Source organism: Pseudomonas piscis (genome assembly GCF_009380155.1).
Classification (GTDB): Bacteria; Pseudomonadota; Gammaproteobacteria; order Pseudomonadales; family Pseudomonadaceae; genus Aquipseudomonas; species Aquipseudomonas piscis.
In genome coordinates this window covers 526,316-546,613 of record NZ_WHUV01000005.1, presented here as the reverse complement: position 1 = coordinate 546,613, position 20,298 = coordinate 526,316, and the positions used below count along the sequence as shown (strand labels likewise).

The following is a 20,298-nucleotide window of genomic DNA, read 5'->3' as shown; positions in this document are numbered from 1 at the left end:
TAAATCTATATGAGAATTACTATAAATTACGCAGGGTCGAAACTGCCATCATTGAATCACCGGGCCAACCGGCTAACGTCGGTCTCGCTCAAGGAAATAACCGTCATGGGGGCGGTTGGGAGCCATGTTGGAAAGTTACTATCGCGAGCTGATGTGCTTCCTCCATGCCAAGCTGGGTAACCGCCAGGTGGCCGAGGATGTAGTGCACGACGCTTACGTCCGGGTGCTGGAGCGTTCCAGCGACACGCCCATCGAGCAGCCGCGGGCCTTCCTCTATCGCACGGCGCTGAACCTGGTGATCGATGGCCATCGGCGCAACGCCCTGCGCCAGTCCGAACCCCTGGAGGTGCTGGACAACGAGGAGCGCTACTTCAACCCATCGCCGCAAACCAGCCTGGACCAGGGCCAGCGCCTGGAGATGCTGCAACGGGCACTGACCGAGTTGCCCCGCCTGTGCCGCGAGAGCTTCCTGCTGCGCAAGCTCGAGGGCATGTCCCACCAACAGATCGCCGAACAGCTGGGAATTTCCCGCAGCCTGGTGGAAAAACACATCGTCAATGCGATGAAGCACTGCCGGGTTCGCCTGCGCCAGTGGGAGGCCCAATAGGCCAAGCGCAGTGCGTCTTATTTAGTTAAATTTTTTTTCACTGTCCTCGTCCCTACTCAACAGACGATCTGCTGACCTTTGCGGGCCAGTCGGGTCACCGTGACACTTTATCCCCCGCGTTGAGGCGGTTTATCCAGAGGACACTGGAAATGACACAGGCAATTGCATCGGCCCACGTTCACGATTTGATCGGTATCGGTTTCGGCCCCTCGAACCTGGCGCTGGCCATTGCGCTGGAAGAGCGCGGCCAGGAGCACGGTCCGCTGGACGCGCTGTACCTCGACAAACAAGCGGACTATCGCTGGCACGGCAACACCCTGGTGACCCAGAGCGAACTGCAGATTTCCTTCCTCAAGGACCTGGTGACGCTGCGCAACCCAACCAGTCCCTACTCCTTCGTCAACTACCTCAAGCACCACGGGCGCCTGGTGGACTTCATCAACCTCGGCACCTTCTATCCATGCCGCATGGAGTTCAACGACTACCTGCGCTGGGTGGCCGGGCATTTCCAGGAGCACAGCCGCTACGGTGAAGAAGTGCTGGGCATCGAGCCTGTGCTGCACAACCAGCAGGTCGAGGCGCTGCGGGTGATCTCCCGTGACGCCCAGGGCGCCGAGCAGGTACGCACCACCCGTTCGGTGGTAGTCAGCACCGGTGGCACGCCACGGGTTCCGGAGCTGTTCAAGGGGCTCAAGGGCGATGCGCGGGTCTTCCATCATTCCCAATACCTGGAGCGCATGGCCCAACAGCCTTGCGTCAACGGCAAGCCGATGAACATCGCCATCATCGGTGGCGGGCAGAGCGCCGCGGAAGCCTTCATCGACCTCAACGACAGCTTCCCCTCGGTGCAGGCCGACATCATCATGCGCGGCTCGGCCCTCAAGCCGGCCGACGACAGCCCGTTCGTCAACGAAGTGTTCTCCCCGGCCTTCACCGACCTGGTGTTCCAGCAGAACGACAACGAGCGCGAGCGCCTGGTCAGCGAGTACCAGAACACCAACTACTCGGTGGTGGACATCGACCTGATCGAGCGCATCTACGGGATCTTCTATCGCCAGAAGGTCTCCGGCGTCCCGCGCCATGCGTTCCGTACCCTGACCACCGTCGAGAAGGCCACCGCCACTGACCTGGGCATCGAGCTGATCCTGCGCCATGGCGCCAGTGGCGAGCGTGAAGTGCGCCACTACGACGCCGTGGTCCTGGCCACCGGCTACGAGCGCAACCTGTACCGCGACCTGCTGGCGCCGCTGCAGGCCTACCTCGGTGACTTCGAAGTGGATCGCAACTACCGCCTGATCACCGACGAGCGCTGCAAGGCCGGTGTCTACCTGCAGGGCTTCAGCCAGGCCAGCCACGGCTTGAGCGATACCCTCTTGTCGGTACTGCCGATCCGCGCCCAGGAGATCGCCGATTCGCTGTACGAGCATGGCAAGACCCGTGGCCACAGCCGCTCGGTTCGCGACATGCTGCTGGCCACCGCCAGCTGATGCACCGGCCGCTGCCGCAGCCCTGCGGTAGCGGCCGCCGAGGTCATGAAAGTTTCATGTTTCACTCCTTCCTGAACCTGCGCTGAAGAACTTTTCAATTCCCCCCGGCAAGGTTTTTTCCCAGGTTTACTCTATAAAACGTGCGGCGTAAGCTGCGCGCGTTTTCAATCAATGGAGGCCCAGTGTGGGTACTTGTTCGAGTGACAGGAGTCAGCCGGTCTCGATAACCGGCGCGGTCCCGGCAAGATAACGCGCAGCCTTGATTCCTGCCGTTGTCTCGCCATCCAGCGAGAGGCGGCGTCCCGGTCGCGACCCATCCTGGTCGCCCCGATTTCCCTTCTTGATGACTCCGATCGGTGCCCGATCCGGCCTGGTGCCGTGTCGCGGCTGCTTCGACGCGCAGGTTCCATGGACCTGCGGGCCGGTACTGCGTGGGCGTTCGACGCGCCCTGTGGCAGCTCCGGCGGTACCTGCCTGTGGCGTTTCCAGCGCCGTCCGTCCAGGGGAACAGCCATGGGATACACCCGTCAGCGTCAGCATCGCCAGCAACATCGCCTATCCCTGATGGGGCGATTGCTTCAGGCGTGAGCCCAATCCTGCCTTGTTCCATCTCCCTGACTGTTTCGTTTCAACGCGGCCGTTTTTATGTCATGCACCGGCCGTGCAGGAGTCATCATCATGAAGCTCACCCTGTTGAAAGAATTCTTCGCCGGTTTCCTGCGGACCCGGCATTTCGCCCGGCACTTCCGGCGCCTGGCCCTGCTGGAAAGCTTCAGCGACGCCAGCGTCAGTCGCGATGTCCCGCCAACCCTGGCACAAACCCTGGTCGCGGCGGCCAACAGCGACGCGACGCATCTGCTGGACCAGCTCGGCAGCCACACCGATGGCTTGAGTACCGAGGAAGCCGAGGCCCTGCGTGAGCGCCACGGCCTCAATGAAGTCGAGCACGAGCAGGCGCTGTCCTGGTGGACCCACCTGTGGCACTGCTACAAGAACCCCTTCAACCTGCTGCTGACCCTGTTGGCGGTGATCTCCTGGCTGACCGAGGACATGAAGGCGGCCACGGTGATCTTTTCCATGGTGGTGCTCTCGACCTTGCTGCGTTTCTGGCAGGAGGCCAAGTCGAACAAGGCCGCCGATGCCCTCAAGGCCATGGTCAGCAACACCGCCACCGTGATGCGGCCGGACTCGCCATCCCTGGCGTCGGCCACGCCTGGGCGCTTGCCGGCAGCCGTCGAGGCCGCAGGCGCGCGGCGCATCGAGCTGCCCATCAAGCAGTTGGTGCCGGGAGACCTGATCGTGCTCTCGGCCGGCGACATGATTCCCGCCGACTGCCGGGTGCTCAGTGCCAAGGACCTGTTCGTCAGCCAGGCGGCCATGACCGGTGAATCCATGCCCGTGGAGAAATTCCCGCGCCAGCAGGATGCCGATACCAGCAACCCCCTGGACCTGGACAACATCCTGTTCATGGGCACCAACGTGGTCTCCGGTTCCGCCACGGCGGTGATCCTGACCACCGGCAACAGCACCTACTTCGGCGCCCTGGCCCAGCGGGTGAGCGCCACCGACCGCGCGCCGACCTCGTTCCAGAACGGGGTCAACAAGGTCAGCTGGCTGCTGATCCGCTTCATGTTCGTCATGGCGCCGCTGGTGTTGTTCATCAACGGCTTCACCAAGGGCGACTGGATGGAGGCGCTGCTGTTCGCCCTGTCCATCGCCGTGGGCCTGACCCCGGAAATGCTGCCGATGATCGTCACCTCGACCCTGGCCAAGGGCGCGGTGTTCCTGTCGCGCAAGAAAGTCATCGTCAAGCGCCTGGATGCGATCCAGAACTTCGGCGCCATGGACGTGCTGTGCACCGACAAGACCGGCACCCTGACCCAGGACAAGATCTTCCTGGCGCGCCACGTGGACGTGTGGGGCGAGGAGTCCGACGACGTGCTGGAGATGGCCTACCTCAACAGCTACTACCAGACCGGACTGAAGAACCTGCTGGATGTGGCGGTGCTCGAGCATGTCGAGATCCAGCGTGAACTGGCCGTCGGCACGGCGTTTCGCAAGGTCGATGAAATCCCCTTCGACTTCACCCGCCGGCGGATGTCGGTGGTGGTGGCGGAGCAGGGCCAGCCGCATTTGCTGATCTGCAAGGGGGCGGTGGAGGAAGTGCTGGCGGTATGCCGCAGCGTGCGTCATGGCGAGGCCGAAGAGGTCCTGAGCGATACGCTGCTGGCGCGGATCCGCCGGGTCACTGCCGATCTCAACGAAGAGGGCCTGCGGGTGGTGGCGGTAGCGGCCCGGCCCATGCTCGAAGGACGCGACACCTACAGCCTGGCCGATGAGCGTGAGCTGACCCTGATCGGCTACGTGGCCTTCCTCGATCCACCCAAGGACAGCACCGCGCCGGCGCTCAAGGCCCTGGCCGAGCACGGCGTGGCGGTCAAGGTGCTGACTGGCGACAACGAGCTGGTGACTGCCAAGATCTGCCGTGAAGTGGGCCTGGAGCAACAGGGCCTGTTGATGGGCAACGACATCGAGCGCATGAGCGACGAGCAACTGGCCAAGGCGGTGGAGACCACCAATGTCTTCGCCAAGCTGACCCCGACCCACAAGGAGCGCATCGTCCGCCTGCTCAAGGCCAACGGGCACGTGGTGGGGTTCATGGGCGACGGCATCAACGACGCGCCGGCGCTGCGCACCGCCGACATCGGCATTTCGGTGGACAGTGCGGTGGATATCGCCAAGGAAGCGGCGGACATCATCCTCCTGGAAAAGAGCCTGATGGTTCTGGAGGAGGGCGTGCTGGAAGGACGGCGGACCTTCGCCAATATGCTCAAGTACATCAAGATGACCGCCAGCTCCAACTTCGGCAACGTGTTCTCGGTGCTGGTGGCCAGTGCCTTCATTCCGTTCCTGCCGATGCTGCCCATGCATCTTCTGGTGCAGAACCTGTTGTACGACATTTCACAGATCGCCATTCCCTTCGATAACGTCGACGACGAGATGCTCAAGCAGCCCCAGCGTTGGCAGCCGGCGGATGTCGGGCGTTTCATGGTGTTCTTCGGGCCCATCAGCTCGATCTTCGACATCACCACCTTCGCCCTGATGTGGCATGTATTCGGCGCCAGTACTCCAGAGCACCAGACGTTGTTCCAGTCCGGCTGGTTCGTGGTGGGGCTGCTGACCCAGACCCTGATCGTGCACATGATCCGCACGCCGAAGATTCCGTTCCTGCAAAGCCGGGCGGCCATGCCGCTGATGGTGATGACCGGAATCATCATGGCCGTGGGCATTTTCCTGCCGATGGGGCCGCTGGCCCACTACTTCAAGCTGCAGGCCTTGCCACCGCTGTACTTCCTGTACCTGCCGCTGATCCTCGTGGCCTACATGGCCCTGACCCAGGCGGTGAAGGGTTTCTACATCCGGCGCTTCGGCTGGCAGTAACGGGCAGTACTGGCGCGCGGCAGGTTTTCAGGGGGCGCTGCGCTGCCTGTAACCTGCCACTGCTAGCTTGCCGCAGGTCGCCAAGAGGATCTTCGCCATGCAAGCCTTGCACAACGTCAACCTGGACTCGCTGATCGATACCCTGGTCAGCCTTAGCGCAGCGTTCATCCTTGGCGGGCTGATCGGCTTCGAGCGCCAGTTCCGCCAACGCACCGCCGGGCTGCGCACCAACGTGCTGGTGGCGGTGGGGGCGGCGATCTTCGTCGACATGGCCAACCGTCTGGGTGGCGCCGAAGGGGCCGTGCGGGTGGTGGCCTACGTGGTCTCGGGGATCGGTTTCCTCGGCGCCGGGGTGATCATGCGCGAGGAGGGCAATGTGCGAGGGTTGAATACCGCCGCCACCCTCTGGGCCTCGGCGGCGGTGGGGGCCTGCGCGGGTGCCGACCTGATCCTCGAAGCCCTGCTCGGCACCTTGTTCGTGCTGGCGGCCAACACCCTTTTGCGGCCTATCGTCAACAACATCAACCGCCAGCCGCTGGACGTGATCTCCGCGGAGGTCACGAACATCGTCTATGTGATCGCCCATCGTTCCCGGCAGAAAGCCGTGTTCGCCTTGTTGGAGGCCGAGTTGGCGCGCTGCAACCATCCGGCCAGCGACGTCGACGTGCATGCCTTCGGCAGCGAGGAAGTGCAAATCGAGGCGACGCTCGCCAGTACCTCGGTGGACGGTGACGAGCTGGACGCGCTGGTGGCCCGGCTCTCGGGCTCGTCGTTGGTCCAGCAGGCGTTCTGGAGCCCCAGTACCACCGAATGATGGCCAGTCCAGAGCCTTCGAAACAATTACACACAGACGCCTTGCTGCCTTGAGTGTTGATCGCCGCTTAATGTGGTTTGCAGTCTTGCGCGGATCTGACGACGAACTGTCGTCTACTTCATCGGCCCGTGCGCTGTGCCGATGGCAGGACCGAGCTGGAGCGGTTTCAGAACGATCTCATGGCAGGCCCTGGGATGCTTACTCCAGCCTTCTACCGATTCAGGAGGACAAAGCCGGTTCCTGCCGGTCGCCACCCAGCAATAGGATCAGAAGAATGTCCAACAGAGCGCTGCGCATACTGATTGCCGACAATCAGCATTTTCAACGGATGCAAATCGAGAGAGCCCTCAACCAGCTGGGTTATTACCGCATCGTTCCCGTACACCGGCTCGAGGAGCTGCTGACCCTGGTGGAGTACTCCAGCGCCCCGTTCGACCTGGCGATCATCAGCGCTACCTTCGATGTCGCGGACGGCTTCGACCTGCTGGCCTTCTGCATGGACAACCGGCAATTGCACCAGGTGCTGATCTACGATTGTCCGGGCTGGCCGGGAATCGCCAGCCACAGGCGCCAGAGCATCCATGTCAGCCAGGCGCAGTTGCCGGACCACGAGGCACTCGGGCAGCTGATGCAGTTGATCGATCCAGCGGATTATCCAGCCCAGGCAGGCCCCTGTCCGCGGTAGCTCAATCCCTGGGCTGGAGGATCATGCAGGTGGTGCTGCCGGTGGCATACAGCCGGCCATCCACGTCATAGATCCGGCCCTCGGCCAGGGCCGTGCTGCGGCCCAGATGCACGATCTTGCCTTCGGCCCGCACCGGGCCACTGTCCCCAGTCAAGGCCCTTACATAACTGATGCGCAGGTCCAGGGTGGTGTAGCCCTGGCCCTGTTGCAGGCGGGTATGGATCGCACAACCCATGCATGAATCCAGCAAGGTGGCGGCGTAGCCTCCATGCACGGTGCCCAGTGGGTTGTAGTGGCGGTTATCCGGGGTGCCCTGGAACACGAACAGGCCGTTGCCCCACTCGATAGGTATGAAATCCAGCAGGCTGCCGATGGGCGGTGAAGGCAACTCGCCGTTGCCGATCCCGGTGAAGAATTGTTCCGGCGTGAGGGCGCTGACCTCGGCCAGGGACAGGCTCCCGGGGCCGGCCAGGCGCGCACGCATGGCTTGTTCCTGGGCTTGCCATTGGGCCAGGGTGGCTTCACGGGTTGGGCTGTGCATGGGCTTCTCCTCGGCAGGGCGACAGGGTTTTGGGGAAAATATTATGGCTGGAATATTTTCTTGCCCAGTGCCATACCCGCCATGGATCAGCCGTTTCCCGCGCTTCAGGCCATGTCGCTGTGGCTGAACTCCTCGCCGAGAAAATCGATCAGGCCGCGTACCGACGGCAGCAGGCCGCGGCGCGAAGGGAAGATGGCATGGACAATCCCGCAACGCGGCGCCCAGCCGGGAACCAGTTCATGCAGGCGCCCGGCCTCCAGGTCCTCGCGCACCACCACTAGGGGCAGGTGGGCGATGCCGATCCCGGCCAGCACCGCATGGCGCAAGGCGATCAAGTCGTCGGTGACCAGCCGTGGGTGATGGCGGATCAGGGCCTCGGCCTCGTCCGGGCCCTGCAATTGCCATTGGTAGTCCCGTTGCCCCGCGCCCCAGTGCAGGCTCGGCAGGCCGCTGAGGTCGGCCGGCGAGGGCGGGCTCGACAGCCGCTGGAGAAAGTCCGGATGCCCCACCAGGCATTGGGTGCTGTTGCCCAGCACCTTCATCACCAGGTCGGTGCTTTCCAGTGGCGGGAAGCGCACCCGCAGGGCGATGTCGAACCCTTCGTGGATCAAGTCGACCCGGCGGTTGGTGCTCTCGATGAACAATTCCACCAACGGGTACTTGAGCATGAAGCGGGTGAGCATCGGCCCGACCCAGGAGTTGAGCAGGGCGGTGGGGCAAGCCACCCGTACCAGCCCCTGGGGCTCGGAACGATTGCGCTCGATGACTTCCGCCGCGCCTTCGGCCTCGACCCGCATGGCCAGACAACGTTGGTAGTACTCCTGGCCGATCTCGGTCAGCGAGCAGTGCCGGCTGGTGCGCTGGATCAGGCGTACGCCCAGGCGTTCCTCCAACTGGGCGATGCGCCGGCTGAGCTTGGACTTGGGCATGTCCAGGGCCCTTCCGGCGGCGGCGAAGCCGCGATGCTCCACTACCTGGGTGAAGTAGTAGAGGGTATTGAGGTCTTCCAAGATCGTTCTCCAAATAGAACGCTAAGGGCGATTTTTGCAGTCTAGCGGGTCAAAGGTGCTGGATTTAAGGTGTGTCCATCAGAAAGTTCTGGAGGACTACATGAAAAACATCATCGGTATCTACACCAGCCCCAGGCCCCATTGGGTCGGCGACGGGTTTCCGGTCCGCACCCTGTTTTCCTACGACCAGATGGGCCAGCACATCAGTCCGTTCCTGTTGCTCGACCACGCCGGCCCGGCGCAGTTCAGCCCCACCAGCGCCCGGCGCGGGGTCGGCCAGCATCCCCATCGCGGTTTTGAAACCGTCACCATCGTCTACGACGGTGAGGTCGAGCACCGCGACTCCACTGGCAGCGGCGGCAAGATCGGCCCGGGTGACGTGCAGTGGATGACCGCGGCCTCGGGGATCCTCCACGAGGAGTTTCACTCCGCCGATTTCGCCCGCCGTGGCGGCAACCTGGAAATGGTCCAGCTGTGGGTCAACCTGCCGGCCCGGGACAAGCTCGCCGCGCCTGGCTACCAGACCATCCTGGCCAACGACATCCCGCAACTGCCACTGCCGGGCAATGCCGGCAGCCTGCGCCTGATCGCCGGTCAGTTCGGCGGTCGCCAGGGCCCGGCCCGGACCTTCACCGCGATCGACGTCTGGGACCTGCGCCTGCGGGCCGGCAAGCCCCTGGACCTGGAGCTGCAGGCCGGGCGTAACACGGCCTTGGTAGTGTTGCGCGGCACCTTGCAGGTCAATGGCCAGGAGCGGGTGCGCGAAGGCCAGCTGGTATTGCTGGAGCGCGATGGCGACCTGCTCGGCCTGGAGGCCGACAGCGACGCGATCGTGCTGCTGCTCAGCGGCGAGCCCATCGACGAACCCATCGTCGGCCACGGCCCGTTCGTGATGAACAGCGAAGAGGAGATTCACCAGGCCTTCGTCGATTTCCAATCGGGACGCTTCGGCCAGATGGACGCCGCCGGTCACTGACCGGCAGCGCTGGCGCGGCTCGCAGGGCAACTCTTGCGCGTCGCGTGCTGTACCCCGTGACCCACCGTCAAGCACGGATGGGCTCCACGGGTTTAACTCAGGCCGGATTGCCCGGCATCGATCATTAGCGAGGACTTCATCATGACTACTGCTTACAAACGCCTGGACAAGGACAACGCTGCCGTTCTGCTGGTAGACCACCAGGCCGGCTTGCTGTCGCTGGTGCGCGATATCGACCCCGATCGCTTCAAGAACAACGTCCTGGCCCTGGGCGACCTGGCCAAGTACTTCAAGCTGCCGACCATCCTCACCACCAGTTTCGAAACCGGCCCCAATGGCCCGCTGGTGCCCGAACTGAAGACGCTGTTCCCCGATGCGCCGTACATCGCCCGTCCTGGCCAGATCAATGCCTGGGACAACGAGGACTTCGTCAAGGCGGTCAAGGCCACCGGCAAGAAGCAACTGATCATCGCCGGCGTGGTGACCGAAGTCTGCGTGGCCTTCCCGGCGCTCTCGGCCCTGGAAGAGGGGTTCGAGGTGTTCGTGGTCACCGATGCCTCCGGTACCTTCAATGAACTGACCCGCGACTCGGCCTGGAACCGCATGTCCGCCGCCGGCGCCCAACTGATGACCTGGTTCGGCCTGGCCTGCGAGCTGCATCGTGACTGGCGCAACGACATCGAGGGTCTGGGCACCTTGTTCTCCAACCACATCCCTGACTACCGCAACCTGATGACCAGCTACAACACCCTGACCCAGGGCAAGTAAGCCGGTCCTGGTAGCCGCTGCCGAGCCCGTGAGGCTGCGACCGGGCGCGCAGCACTCGCCAATGCGCGGGGTTCATTACCCAGGCAAGTTGGGCAGCTCGTGCCGAACCGGGCGCAGCCTGTGGCAGCGGCTACGCCTGATAGGCCCCTGAAGCCGCCGTATCCCGGCGGCTGATCTCTTTCCCTCCATGCCCGGCTTTTGCGGCTATACCTGCTGCAAGCCCTTTCGTGCGATCTTGCCGTCCTCGTCTTGCCGGAGCGCCTCGATGTTTTCCCTGTTCACCGACCATCCGTTGTTGGCCGCGTTGTTCCTGCTGTTCCTGGATATCGTGCTCTGGCGGGTGATAGGCGCCCGAGGCGAGTACTGGAAACTGGCGGTGCGGGTGCTGATCTTCTGCCTCTACAGCCTGATGCTGTTCAACCAGGGCATGAACCCCCTGCAAGCTGCGCCCTGGCCGGACGATGTACCGCTGCACCTGGCCGCCACTGGCCTGGAGATCGGCTGGTGGCTGTTCGGCGCGCGGACCCTGACCGTATTGCTGGGCACCCTGATGATGCAGCAGGTCGGTCATACCGGACGGTTGCTGCAGGACTTGATGGGGGCGCTGATCTTCCTGGTCGCCATCATCGCCGCCCTGGCCTATGTGCTGGAACTGCCGGTCAAGGGCGTGCTGGCGACCTCCGGGGCCTTGGCGATCATCGTCGGCCTGGCGTTGCAAAGCACCCTCAGCGACCTGTTTTCCGGGATCGTGCTCAACACCACCAAGCCCTACCAGATCGATGACTGGATCGCCATCGACGGCACCGAGGGACGGGTGCTGGACATCGACTGGCGAGCCACCCGGCTGCAGACCTCTCAGGGCAGCATGGTGGTGATCCCCAACTCCCTGGCCTCCAAGGCCAAGATCACCAACTTCAGCCGGCCCAGCGATGTCCATGGGGTGGCGGTGAGCCTGCAGGTCAGCCCCCATGCCCGGCCGCAGAAGGTCATCGAGGCCCTGGAGCGCGCGACCCTGGGCTGCCGGTTCCTGTTGGCCAGCCCGGCTGCCAGCGTCGCCATGAAAAGCACCAGCAGCACTGGCGCGGAGTACGAGATCAGCGGTTTCGTCGCCAGCATGGGGCAAAAACGCGAAGTGCGTAATCAACTGTTCGACCTGGCGTTCCGTCATCTGCAGGCCAGTGGCGTCAGCCTGTTGTCCAGCAACGAGGCCAGCCAAGCGGCGGGCGCATCCCGGCCCCGGGCGCTGCTGGACACCTCGAGCATCTTTTCCACCCTGCGCCAGGAGGAGAAGGACACCTTCAGCCAGAACATGCAGTTGCAGACCTTCCGTGCCGGCGAGGTCATCCTGCCGGCCGGCGAGGTCAGCGATCATTTGTTCATCATCGAGTCTGGAGTGGTGTCGGTGACCATGCAGCGCGAAGGCCAGCCGTTCGAGGCTGGACGCATGGGGCCGGGCGAGGTGATCGGCGAGGCTGGAGTGGTGTCCGAGGAGGCGACCCTGGCGCAGTTCTCGGCCAAGACCTTCTGCAGCCTGTACCGCATCGACAACGAGTTCCTCAAACCGTGCCTGGATGCCCGCCACGACATCAACGAAGCCATGAAGAACCTGCTGGATTTCCGTCGGCATATGGCCCAGAGCCTGACCCAGGCCCAACCCAAGCCGGTGCTGAAAAAGGGCTTCATGCAATGGCTGCGTAGCCGCACCTGAGGCGCGCCGACAGACCATCCCGCAGCCGCGCCAGTCCCTGTAGCGCTGCCGAGCTGGCGAGGCTGCGACCGGGTGCGCAGCGCCCGCCGGTACGCGCTCGCAGGCCTATCGCACAAACCGCGCCGACGATGCGGGCTGGCAGGTCATACGGCTACACGAAGCACCAGGCATTGGTCTAGCCAAGTTCCCGGGGATTGGCCATTGGTCGGCACTTGGGGGCGGCGTAACGTGGCGGCATCTTGACTGAACTGGAGCCACCCCATGCAACCACGCCTGGATTTCTATACCGCTTCGCCCAACGCCCTCAAGGCCATGCTCGCCCTGGAGGCCGCGGTTTCACGGCTGCCACTGGAAAAATCCCTGATCGAGTTGGTCAAGCTGCGGGCCTCGCAGGTCAACGGCTGTGCCTTCTGTGTCGACATGCACAGCCTGGATGCCCTCAAGCAAGGGGAGACCGAGCGCCGCTTGTTCGCCGTGGCGGTCTGGCGCGAAAGCCCGTTCTTCACTGCGCGCGAGCGCGCCGCCCTGGCCTGGACCGAAGCCCTGACCCGGCTCAGCGAGACCCAGGCACCGGACGCCGACTACGAGCTGTTGGCCGGCCAGTTCAGCCCCAGCGAATGCGTCGACCTGACCATGGCGATCTCCACCATCAACAGTTGGAACCGCCTGGCGGTGGGTTTTCGCAAGTTGCCCCAGGCCTGAGGCGCCGAGCCTCACTTGAAGTAGGCGCGAGGCGTGGTACCGGTCATGGCCTTGAAGAAGGCGATGAAGATGCTGTCGCTGGCAAAGCCCAGTTCGAAGGCGCTGTAGCTGATGCTGCGACCGGTGGCGAGCAATTCGATGGCCCGCATCAGCCGCCATTGCTGGCGCCACTGCTGGTAGCCCAGGCCAGTCTCGCGCTGGAAAATGCGGCCGATGGTCCGGCTGCTGGCGCCCACCCGGGTCGCCAGCACCTGCAGTTCCGGCGGCAGGCTTTGCAGGTCGTCCAGCAGAGGTCGCAGGCGTTTGTCCCGGGGCAGGGGCAAGGACAGCGGTTGGCGCGCGGCCGTAGCGATTTCCTCGAGACACAGGCCCAGCAGGTGCGGGTAGCGCCCCTGGCTCCAGTCACAATCGAAGGCGGCCTGGGCCATGGGCTCCAGCACCGCATGCAACAGTGGGCTGACCTCGATCACCGCCACCTCCGCTGGCAGCCGCGGGGCCAGTTCGCGGCAGAAGTACAGCGAGCGGTAGTCCACGCTTTGCTGCATCTGGGCGCGATGGCGGACGCCGGAGGGTATCCATGCCGCTCGTGAGGGCGGCAGCAGGCACAGGCGGTCGGCCAGGGTGATGCGCGTGCAGCCCTGGCGGGTGTACAGCAACTGGCCGCGCTGGTGCTGGTGCAGGCCGGAGTCGTGATCGCCCAGGGTTGCGGCGATGCCGATCACTGGGGTGGTGAAGGCGTCCGGGTCGAAGCGGGCCTGGGGCTCGAGCCATGCCATGGTTGTCTGTTTTCCGATGTTTATTGGCAAGATTTCGATAATACGCCAATGCCGCCTGCCTAGAATCGCCGGCGTGTTTTTCTTGCCGAGCAGCCTGATGAATCCCCGTACCTTATTGCCCCTGGCCATGGTTTTGCTGATGTTTCCGCAGATCGCCCAGACCCTCTACAGCCCGGCCCTGGCCGATGTCGGCCAGGCCTTCGACGTGCCTGCGGAGCAGGCGGCCCAGAGCCTTTCGGTATTCATTCTGGGGTTTGCCCCGGGCGTCGTCTTGTGGGGCCGCCTGAGCGATCGCTGGGGCCGACGCCCGGCCTTGCTGGGCGGCCTGGCCCTGTATGCCCTGGCCCAGTGCCTGGGGCTGCTGGCGAGCAACTTCGCTGCCTTCTTGTGCTGCCAGGCCCTGGCCGCCGTGGGCGTGGCGGCTGGCTCGGTGGTGACCCAGACCTTGTTGCGGGACCTGTTCCAGGGGCGTGAACTGGCCCGGGTATTTTCCCTGGTCGGCATGGTGCTGGCGGCCAGCCCGGCCATTGGCCTGTTCGCCGGTTCGGGCCTGACCCAGGCCCTGGGGTATCGCGGGGCTTTGGCGGCCCTGTTGGTACTGGCCCTGATACTGCTGGCCTGTTGTGCCCGGGCGCTGCCGGAAACCCGGCCGTCGGCCCAGCCCCTGGCGCCCCTGGCCGGGACCCTGTGGCAGATGCTGCGCGACCCTGGTATCTGGCGCTCGGCGCTGCTGGTGGCGGCGTTCAACATCGCGTTGCTCAGCTACTACAGCCTGGGTCCCTTCCTGTTCCGCCAATTGGGGCAGGGCGAGCAATGGTTCGGCTACAGCGGCGCGTTGCTGGCCCTGGGCTCCGGTTGTGGCGCCTGGTGCAATCGCTGGCTGCTCGGGCGCGGTTGGCAGAGTGCCCGGCTGCTGGTGCTGGCGGCCCTGGCGGTGCTGGCCGGGGGGTTGGGAGTACTGGCTTTGCAACACAGCCTGTGGCTGGTGTTGCCCATGGGCGGTGTGGTGCTGGGTTTCGGCCTGGCGATCCCGAATATCCTCGGTTCGGCCCTGACCGCCTACAGCGACCGGCTGGGCAGTGCCGGGGCCTTGTTCGGCCTGTTCTATTACTTGTTGATCGGTGCCGGATTGCTGCTGGTGGGCTGGGGCCAGGCCCTGGGGGCGAGCCTGTGCCTGTGCGGCGCAATGGCCCTGTTGCTGTGCTTGCCGGGCTTGCGCCGCTAGTCTTGATGGAGAAGCGCTGGCGCCGTTGATGCGTATCAAGGCGTTCGTGGCTGCCAGGCTCGACACTCGAGGCCACTGCCCAACAAGGAGGTGCACCATGAGCCAGTACCAGCGTCTGCTGCTGATCGCCGATCCCCAGCAGCACCAGTCACCCGCCGCCCGCCGGGCCGCCGCCCTGGCCCGGGCCAGTGGCGCCAAGCTGCATGCCCTGGTGTTCGTCGAACCGCCAGCGCGCACTTACCTGTGGGAAGAACACCTGGAGGACAGCGAGCGCCAGGCCTATCTGCAACGCCATGAGCGCTGGCTGCAAGTGGAGGCGCAATGGATGCGCGAGCAGGGGGTGGAAGTCAGCACCCAGGTGGTCTGGAGCACCCAGGTGCTCAAGGACATGCTGGACTACATCGCCGAGTTCCAGCCTGACCTGCTGATCAAGGACGTGACCCTGGAATCGGCGCTCAAGCGGGTCTTCGTCACACCGCTGGACTGCCACCTGCTGCGCGACGCCCCGGTGCCGGTGCACCTGGTCAACGATGCGCCGAACAACCTGCCACGGCGGATCGTCGCGGCGGTGGACCCGGCCCAGTCCGATACCCAGATCAGCGGCCTCAATGCCCAGATCATCCGCACCGCCAATGCCCTGGCCTTGCAGTGCGACGCGCAGTTGCACCTGCTGTATGCCTATGACCTGATGCCGATGCTCGACGGCGTGGCGCCGGTGGCTTCCACAGCCTGGAGCGCCAGTTGCCTGGACGAGTTGCGTGATTCCCTGCACAAGGAGTTCGAGCGCCTGGGAGACGCGCACAACGTGCCCCAGGAGTTTCGCCACTTCATCATGGGACCACCGGTCCCGGGCATCGCCCAGTTCGTCGACGAGTACCTGGTGGACGCCGTGGTCATGGGCACCGTGCACCGCAGCGGTTTTGGCCGGCTGATCGGCAGCACCACCGAGCGAGCGTTGTATTCGATGCCGGGCAGCATCCTGGCGGTGAAGTCCCAGGACCGCGAATGATCGCCCGCCAGCGCGGTATCCCTGGCTGAGCGCATGATCCGCTCGTGCCGAGTCGTACGCTGCCTGCGGCAGCGGCTACACCAAGCCGTGCCAGCCCTTGTAGCCGCTGCCGAGCGGGCGAGGCTGCGACCGGGTGCGCAGCGCCCGCCATCGCAGTGTTTCAGGTTGAACGCGTAAGCCCCGGCGGCTCGTACCGAGCCTGCGGCAGCAGGGACACCTGGCGCAGTGGATGGGGTGACGAAAAATGTAACGGTGATTTTCCACGGCGTTGCCGGCTGTTAACCTTGCGCCCCATGACTCGCACCTCACCCTATCGCCGCTACGTTGCCTGGACGCTGTATTTCTGCGTGCTGTTCAACGTGTTCGTCTGCGGCTTGGGTCATGGCCAGGTGGCCGGGCTGGAGCTCAATGGCGTAGGCGGGCAGTTCTGCTCCGCCCTGGGCAACCAGGGCCCGGCGGTGGACACCGACTTCAGCGACCAGGCAGGTGCCGGCTGGCTCAATACCCTGGTCTGCCCGTTGTGCTCGGCCGTCACCCTGGGCCTGGGGCTGCTGTTCTGCCTGGCCTGGCTGTTGCGTCGCCAGCGCCTGCAACGACCCAAGGTCGCGCAGCATGACAAGGCGCCGCCACGCTATGGCTGGCCGCCCCTCAACCCTCGGGCTCCCCCTCTGAGCTGACCTGGCTCCCCGGCGACCCATCGCGGTCGCCTCATTGCCGTCCCTGGCCTGTTGCCGTGCGCGCGTTCGCGTGGCCACGGGCGGGCGGCATTCGATGGTTTTTTCCGAGTCCGAGACTATGAAGTACCTGTATCGCTCTCCAAGCTGCGCGGCGCTGTGCTGCGCCCTGTCTTTCAATGCCCTGGCCGAGGGCACGCTGGAACTGCCGCAGATGCGCATCAGCGCCGATGAACAGAAGAAGTTCGGCCTGCAACTCGATACCCAGGGCACCACCGGTTCGCGCCTGGGCCTGACCCCCAGGCAGACCCCGGCGTCGATCAGCGTGGTCGAGCGCCAGCAGATCGAGCAGCGCGGTGCTGCCACGACCCAGGATGTACTACTGGGCATGCCGGGCATGAACGCCGCTTCGTCGCCGGGTATCCCGGGATTCGTGTCCTATCGTGGCTTCTCCGGGCCGCAGATCACCCAGTTGTTCAATGGCATCAGCGTGCAGTACGACTCCATCGCCGCGCGGCCGGTGGACAGCTGGATCTACGATCGGGTCGAGGCGGTGGGCGGGCCCTCGAGTTTTCTCTACGGCGCCGGGGCCGTGGGTGGTTCCATCAACTACATCACCAAGCTGGCCTCGCGCAGCGAGTCGTTCAACGAAGGGCGGATCAGCTACGGCTCCTACGACAGCCGCGCCCTGTCCCTGGGTTTCAACCACGCCCTCAACGCCGGACCGGGCCCCCGGCACTACGCGCGGCTGGACTTCAACCACAGCACCAGCAACGGCTACATCGACCGCGAGCAACGCGATGCCTGGACCCTGGCCTTTTCCCTGCTGACGGATATCAATGACCAGCTGTCCCACACCCTGGCCTTCGAATACCAGGACGAGCGTGTCGACAGTCCCTACTGGGGAACCCCGGCCCTGGCGCCGCTGGAGGGCAAGATGCAAGTGCAGCGCAGCCGGCGCTTCGAGAACTACAACGTCGACGACGGTCGCTACGAGCAGCGGGTGCGCTGGTTGCGCTCGATCATCGACTACCAGCTCGATGACGCCACCTCGCTGCGCAACACCCTGTACCACTACAACGCCGATCGCGAATACCGCAACGTCGAGAACTACGCCTACAACGCCGACAACTCCCGGGTGATCCGTTCCGGCACCTTGCTCCAGCGCCATGCCCAGGAGCTCAACGGCAATCGCTTCGAACTGCTGCATCAGGGCAATGTGTTCGGCCTGGACAGCCAATGGTCGACGGGCATCGACTACAGCCACAACGTCATGAGCAACTACCCGCTGTCCCTGCCGGGCCCGGGCGACCAGCTCGATCCGGACCGCTTCGAGCCCGGCAGCTTCTGGGACCTGCCCGGAGTGCGCCGCAGCTTCGACAAGAACCGGCGCAACCAGGTGGACACCTGGGCGCTGTTCCTGGAAAACCGCCTGCAACTCAGCGAGCGCCTGTCCTTGCTCAGTGGCCTGCGCCATGACCAGATCGACCTGGAAGTGACCAACTACCGGGCCGTCAACGCTGCCAACCCGGCATTCTTCCAGCGCAAGTACCGGCCCACCACCGGGCGCCTGGGGCTGGTCTACGAGCTGACCCCGACGGCCAATGTCTATGTGCAATACAGCACCGCCGCCGATCCGCCCTCTGGGGTCCTCACCACCGCCAGCTATGGCCAGGTGCGCGACTTCGACCTGAGCACCGGCAACCAGTGGGAAATCGGCAGCAAGTTCGACTTCCTCGAAGGGCGCGGCTCGGCCACCCTGGCGGCCTACCGCATCGAACGCAAGAACCTGTCCACCGCCGACCCGGCCAACCCCGGCAATAGCCAGCCGGTGGGCCAGCAGTCTTCCCGCGGGGTCGAGCTGGCGGCGTCGCTGCGGGTCACGCCCAAGCTTCTGGCCGAGGGCAACTTCGCCTATGTCGATGCGCAGTACGACGAGTTCTATGAAAACGTCGGCGGCCGGCCGGTATCGCGCAAGGGCAACCGTCCCACGAACATTCCCGAGAAGGTGGCCAACCTGTGGTTGACCTACGACCTGGACCCGTCCTGGCAGGTGGGGGCCGACAGCCGCTATGTGTCGTCGATGTACGCCAACGCGGCCAACACCCGCTATGCCCCGGGCTACGCGATCTTCGGCGCCTTCGTCGGCTATCGGGTCGATGCCGATACCCGGGTCACCGCCCGGGTACGCAACCTCACCGACCGGGTATACGCCCGTAGCACCGCGCCGACCCAACTGTACCTGGGGGCACCGCGGACCTTCGAGCTGGCGCTGCAAACGCGCTTCTGACCTGAACCGGCGGGGCGCCCGAGGGTGTCCCGCGTCGCTGCGAGATCGATGTGATGAAGCGTTACCTGTACCTCTGGCACCGCAGGCTGGGGATCGTCGCCTGCCTGTTCATGGCCCTGTGGTTCATCTCCGGGGCCGTGATGCTGTATGTCGGATATCCCAAGCTGACCCCCGCCGAACACCTGGCTCACCTGCCGCCGCTGGTCCTGGACCAGGAGGGCGCCAGCCTGGAGCGGGTGTTGGCGGCCGCCGACAGCGGGCAAGCGCCGACCAGCCTGCGCCTGCTCACGGTGGCCGGAACCCCGCGTTATGTCCTGGAATATCCCGGAGCGCGCAAGCAGGCGGTGGACGCCCGCAGCGCCCGGCCCATGCCCCCCACCGACTGGCCACAGGCGCTGGCGGCGGCTCGCCAGTTCGCCCCGGGGGTGGCCGCAAGCGAGCGTGGCGTAGTCGCGCAGGATACCTGGAGCCTGTCCCGGGCCCTGGATGGCGACCGGCCGTTGCATCGGGTGGCGGTGGCCGATGCCGAGGACCGGTTGCTGTACGTTTCCGCCAGCACCGGCGAGGTGGTGCGCGATGCCACCGCCAATGAACGGGCCTGGAACTGGATCGGTGCCTGGCTGCATTGGCTGTATGCGTTGCGCGGCATCGGCATCGATGGCGCCTGGGGGCCGATCGTCACCTACCTGTCCCTGGGGGCGACATTGATGGCGGTCCTGGGCCTGGCGGTAGGCCTGTTGCGCTGGCGCTTTGGCCGCACCTTTCGCAATGGCTCGCGCTCGCCCTACCAGGGCTTTGCCCGTTGGCATCACCTGGGCGGCTTGCTGTTCGGGGTGCTCGCCATCACCTGGATCTTCAGTGGCTTGATGTCGATGAATCCATGGAAGATCTTCAGCAGCGCTCGGCCGTTGTCGCTGGCGGCGTACCAGGGCGCGGCGCTCGATGCCGCGGCCTTTCCCCTGGATGCGCGCCAGGTCCTGGAGCGCTTTGCCGGCGACGGCCTGCGGGCCCGGGAGCTGGAGTGGCGAATGATTGCCGGCCAGGGCTACGTGATCGGCTACGACGGCGCCGGGCGCACGCGGATCCTGGACATGGCCGCGGACCGGGTGTTGTCGCGGTTCGAGCCCCGCACCCTGCAACAGGCGGCCCAGGCCATCAGCCCTGGCCAACCGCTGCAGGTCGAGCAACTGCAGGCCTACGACTTCTACTACTACGCCCGGGAGCCCCAGAGCATGCTCGGCCATCTGCAGCAGCGCTTGCCGGCACTGCGGGTGCGCTTCGACGATCCGGCCCGGACCTGGTTGCACCTGGATCTCTACACCGGCGCCGTGGTGGGCCAGCTGGACCAGCCACGGCGTGCCTCGCGCTGGCTGTTCGCCCTGCTGCACAGTTGGGACTGGCTGCCGCTGCTGGGCAAGCGACCACTGTGGGACCTGTGGATGTTGCTGTTCAGTGCCGGCGGCTTGCTGATCAGCGTCAGCGGTGTGGTGCTGGGCTGGCGGCGCCTGGGGCGCGCATTGCGTCCTCGCCGGTCCCGGGAGCGATAGCGGTGAATACCGACCTGGATCAAGTCGAGGGGATATTT

At 64.9% G+C, this 20,298-nt stretch carries 17 protein-coding genes; 14 read left to right on the top strand and 3 right to left on the bottom strand.

Annotation, left to right across the window (positions count from 1 at the left end):
* Positions 1–124 precede the first annotated feature (124 nt).
* From GDH07_RS27265 to GDH07_RS27245, 5 genes are all read left to right on the top strand, one after another.
* Positions 125–607: a sigma-70 family RNA polymerase sigma factor gene (locus GDH07_RS27265; protein WP_177409198.1), complete on the top strand. Its 483-nt coding sequence runs from the start codon at positions 125–127 to the stop codon at positions 605–607.
* A 149-nt stretch (positions 608–756) separates the two neighbouring features.
* Positions 757–2,094 (top strand): lysine N(6)-hydroxylase/L-ornithine N(5)-oxygenase family protein, encoded by a 1,338-nt coding sequence (locus GDH07_RS27260; RefSeq protein WP_031320204.1) that lies wholly within the window; start codon positions 757–759, stop codon positions 2,092–2,094.
* Positions 2,095–2,772: 678 nt separating this feature from the next.
* On the top strand, positions 2,773–5,535 hold the full coding sequence (gene mgtA, locus GDH07_RS27255; RefSeq protein ID WP_152899457.1) for a magnesium-translocating P-type ATPase: 2,763 nt from the start codon (positions 2,773–2,775) through the stop codon (positions 5,533–5,535).
* 97 nt (positions 5,536–5,632) lie between these two features.
* On the top strand, positions 5,633–6,349 hold the full coding sequence (locus tag GDH07_RS27250) for an MgtC/SapB family protein (protein ID WP_053137281.1): 717 nt from the start codon (positions 5,633–5,635) through the stop codon (positions 6,347–6,349).
* A gap of 328 nt (positions 6,350–6,677) precedes the next feature.
* Positions 6,678–7,034 (top strand): response regulator, encoded by a 357-nt coding sequence (locus GDH07_RS27245; RefSeq protein ID WP_306108869.1) that lies wholly within the window; start codon positions 6,678–6,680, stop codon positions 7,032–7,034.
* 1 nt (position 7,035) lies between these two features.
* On the opposite strand, the gene GDH07_RS27240 is transcribed toward GDH07_RS27245, so the two are convergent.
* Together GDH07_RS27240 and GDH07_RS27235 are read right to left on the bottom strand one after the other, a co-directional pair.
* On the bottom strand, positions 7,036–7,575 hold the full coding sequence (locus tag GDH07_RS27240) for a PaaI family thioesterase (protein ID WP_152899456.1): 540 nt from the start codon (positions 7,573–7,575) through the stop codon (positions 7,036–7,038).
* Between the two features lie 104 nt (positions 7,576–7,679).
* Complete coding sequence (locus GDH07_RS27235) at positions 7,680–8,588, bottom strand: LysR substrate-binding domain-containing protein (RefSeq protein WP_031320202.1); 909 nt, start codon at positions 8,586–8,588, stop codon at positions 7,680–7,682.
* 97 nt (positions 8,589–8,685) lie between these two features.
* On the opposite strand from GDH07_RS27235, the gene GDH07_RS27230 reads away from it, so the two are divergent.
* The 4 genes from GDH07_RS27230 to GDH07_RS27215 all read left to right on the top strand — a co-directional run bounded on the left by GDH07_RS27230 (position 8,686) and on the right by GDH07_RS27215 (position 12,739).
* Entirely contained in the window at positions 8,686–9,561 is an 876-nt protein-coding gene (locus GDH07_RS27230; protein WP_053137284.1) for a pirin family protein, read from the top strand.
* A 141-nt stretch (positions 9,562–9,702) separates the two neighbouring features.
* Positions 9,703–10,329, top strand: a complete 627-nt coding sequence (ycaC, locus tag GDH07_RS27225) for an isochorismate family cysteine hydrolase YcaC (RefSeq protein WP_022639815.1) — start codon at positions 9,703–9,705, stop codon at positions 10,327–10,329.
* A 265-nt stretch (positions 10,330–10,594) separates the two neighbouring features.
* Complete coding sequence (locus GDH07_RS27220; RefSeq protein WP_085600113.1) at positions 10,595–12,037, top strand: mechanosensitive ion channel family protein; 1,443 nt, start codon at positions 10,595–10,597, stop codon at positions 12,035–12,037.
* 261 nt (positions 12,038–12,298) lie between these two features.
* Positions 12,299–12,739 carry a carboxymuconolactone decarboxylase family protein gene (locus GDH07_RS27215; RefSeq protein WP_022639813.1) on the top strand — a complete coding sequence of 147 codons (441 nt, stop codon included), beginning with the start codon at positions 12,299–12,301 and terminating at the stop codon, positions 12,737–12,739.
* A gap of 11 nt (positions 12,740–12,750) precedes the next feature.
* Here the strand turns inward: GDH07_RS27215 and GDH07_RS27210 are convergent, their stop codons facing one another.
* Entirely contained in the window at positions 12,751–13,515 is a 765-nt protein-coding gene (locus tag GDH07_RS27210) for an AraC family transcriptional regulator (protein WP_152899455.1), read from the bottom strand.
* Between the two features lie 97 nt (positions 13,516–13,612).
* Between GDH07_RS27210 and GDH07_RS27205 the strand changes: the two genes are divergently transcribed.
* The 5 genes from GDH07_RS27205 to GDH07_RS27185 all read left to right on the top strand — a co-directional run bounded on the left by GDH07_RS27205 (position 13,613) and on the right by GDH07_RS27185 (position 20,260).
* Entirely contained in the window at positions 13,613–14,740 is a 1,128-nt protein-coding gene (locus tag GDH07_RS27205) for an MFS transporter (RefSeq protein ID WP_152899454.1), read from the top strand.
* Positions 14,741–14,837: 97 nt separating this feature from the next.
* A complete protein-coding gene (locus tag GDH07_RS27200; protein WP_022639810.1) occupies positions 14,838–15,749 on the top strand; it encodes a universal stress protein in 912 nt (303 codons plus the stop codon).
* A gap of 293 nt (positions 15,750–16,042) precedes the next feature.
* Positions 16,043–16,426, top strand: coding sequence for a DUF2946 domain-containing protein (locus GDH07_RS27195; protein ID WP_022639809.1), 384 nt, complete (start codon positions 16,043–16,045; stop codon positions 16,424–16,426).
* Between the two features lie 118 nt (positions 16,427–16,544).
* Entirely contained in the window at positions 16,545–18,713 is a 2,169-nt protein-coding gene (locus tag GDH07_RS27190) for a TonB-dependent receptor (RefSeq protein WP_152899453.1), read from the top strand.
* 53 nt (positions 18,714–18,766) lie between these two features.
* Complete coding sequence (locus GDH07_RS27185; protein WP_152899452.1) at positions 18,767–20,260, top strand: PepSY domain-containing protein; 1,494 nt, start codon at positions 18,767–18,769, stop codon at positions 20,258–20,260.
* The last annotated feature ends 38 nt before the right edge of the window (positions 20,261–20,298 follow it).